This window comes from Streptomyces massasporeus, from assembly GCF_014648995.1.
Classification (GTDB): Bacteria; Actinomycetota; Actinomycetes; order Streptomycetales; family Streptomycetaceae; genus Streptomyces; species Streptomyces massasporeus.
This window is the reverse complement of sequence record NZ_BMSE01000061.1, coordinates 1-1,431: the sequence shown is the minus strand read 5'-3', so window position 1 is coordinate 1,431 and position 1,431 is coordinate 1. Positions and strand designations below refer to the sequence as shown.

The following is a 1,431-nucleotide window of genomic DNA, read 5'->3' as shown; positions in this document are numbered from 1 at the left end:
TCTTGGTGCGCTTGTCGTTGTTGTTGTAGTCGAAGTCGGTCTTCTTGCCGTCCGGGGCGATCAGGTAGTCCAGGCGGCCGGCCTTGTCCCAGGTGTAGTCGGTCTTGCCGGTCGGGTCGATGTAGTGGTCGACCTCGCCGCCCGGGGTGTAGGCCAGCGCCGTCTGGGCGCCGTTCTGCAGGGTGCGGACGCTCTCGCGGTTGAGCTTGTCGTAGGTCCAGCCCGTGGTGCCGGAGGCGTCCGTGCGGGTCCTGACATTGCCGTCGCCGTCGTAGGCGTAGGTGACCGTGGCGTTGGTGGAGGACACCTTCGTCACGCGGTCACGGTTGTCGTAGACGTAGACGGTCTTGATGCCGCGTCCGTCGGTGACGGTCTCCACCCGGCCGAGCGCGTCGTAGGTGTAGTCCGTCTTGCCCAGGGGCGCCGGCGGGGTCACAGTCTTGAGGTTGCCCTTGGCGTCATACACGAACGAGGTGACCTTGCTGTTGCCGTCCTTGGCGGTGCAGCGCTGGCCCTCGAAGCCGCCGCAGGTCGGGGTGTCCTTGTTGTAGGTGTACTCGCGGGTGCCGCCTGCGGTGCCGGAGGTGGTCACCGACATGGTGTTGCCGTTGGTGTCGTACTTGAAGGTGTCCTTGCGGCCGTCCGCGGTAGTGAAATCATTCGGCAGGTCCGTACCGGCGATCGTCTGGTACGCCGTCACCGAAGCCGTCGCACCGAGCGGGAGCTTCTGGGAGAGGGCGTTGTTGCGGCCGTCCCAGCCGTAGGTGGTGGTGTTGCCGCCGGTGCCGTCCGTGCCTGTGCCCATCGCGTCTGTCGCGGTCTGCAGGAGGTGGGCGGTGTACTTCGCGTGGCGGGAGTGGCCCAGGGCGTCGGTGACCTTGGTGACCTCCCCGTCCGCGTTGTGTATGTACTTGGTGGTGTCGCCGTCGGGGTCGGTGACCGTAGTCGTGCCCGCGTCGGCCGGGGTGGCGGCCGTGTAGTCGTAGCGCCAGGTCGGCCCCGTGTGGCCGCCGCCGGAGGACTCGGCGGCGCGCTGCATGGAGGTGACGCGGCTGTGGTCGTCGTAGGTGAACAGGGTGACGGTGCCCTCGGGCGTGGTCACCTTGGTCAGGCGGCGTGAGGAGTCGTAGGCGTAGGCGGTGGCCTTGCCGTCGGTGTCGGTGACCTTCGCCAGGTTGCCCGCCGGGTCGAGGTCGAACACGGCCGTGCGGCCCGTGTGGTCCTTGGCCTGCCACTGGCTTGCGTCCGTCTTCACCAGGTCGATCCACCGGCCCGAGCGGGTCTCGGTCAGCTTGAAGCCCTTGTGCTCGCCGCCCTCGTCGTGCTGGTCGACGGTGATCGTGCCGTCGTTCCTGTCCGTGACCTTCGTCAGCGTGCCGTGCTCGTCGAAGGTGTCCTTCGTGCCCGACTTGCGGTCGGTCAGGGTGTAGG

The 1,431-nt window shown here is 67.6% G+C and carries 1 pseudogene; it reads right to left on the bottom strand.

From position 1 onward, the window contains the following. Positions 1–1,431 (bottom strand): annotated as a pseudogene (locus tag IE153_RS41210) (RHS repeat-associated core domain-containing protein); the annotation flags it as partial.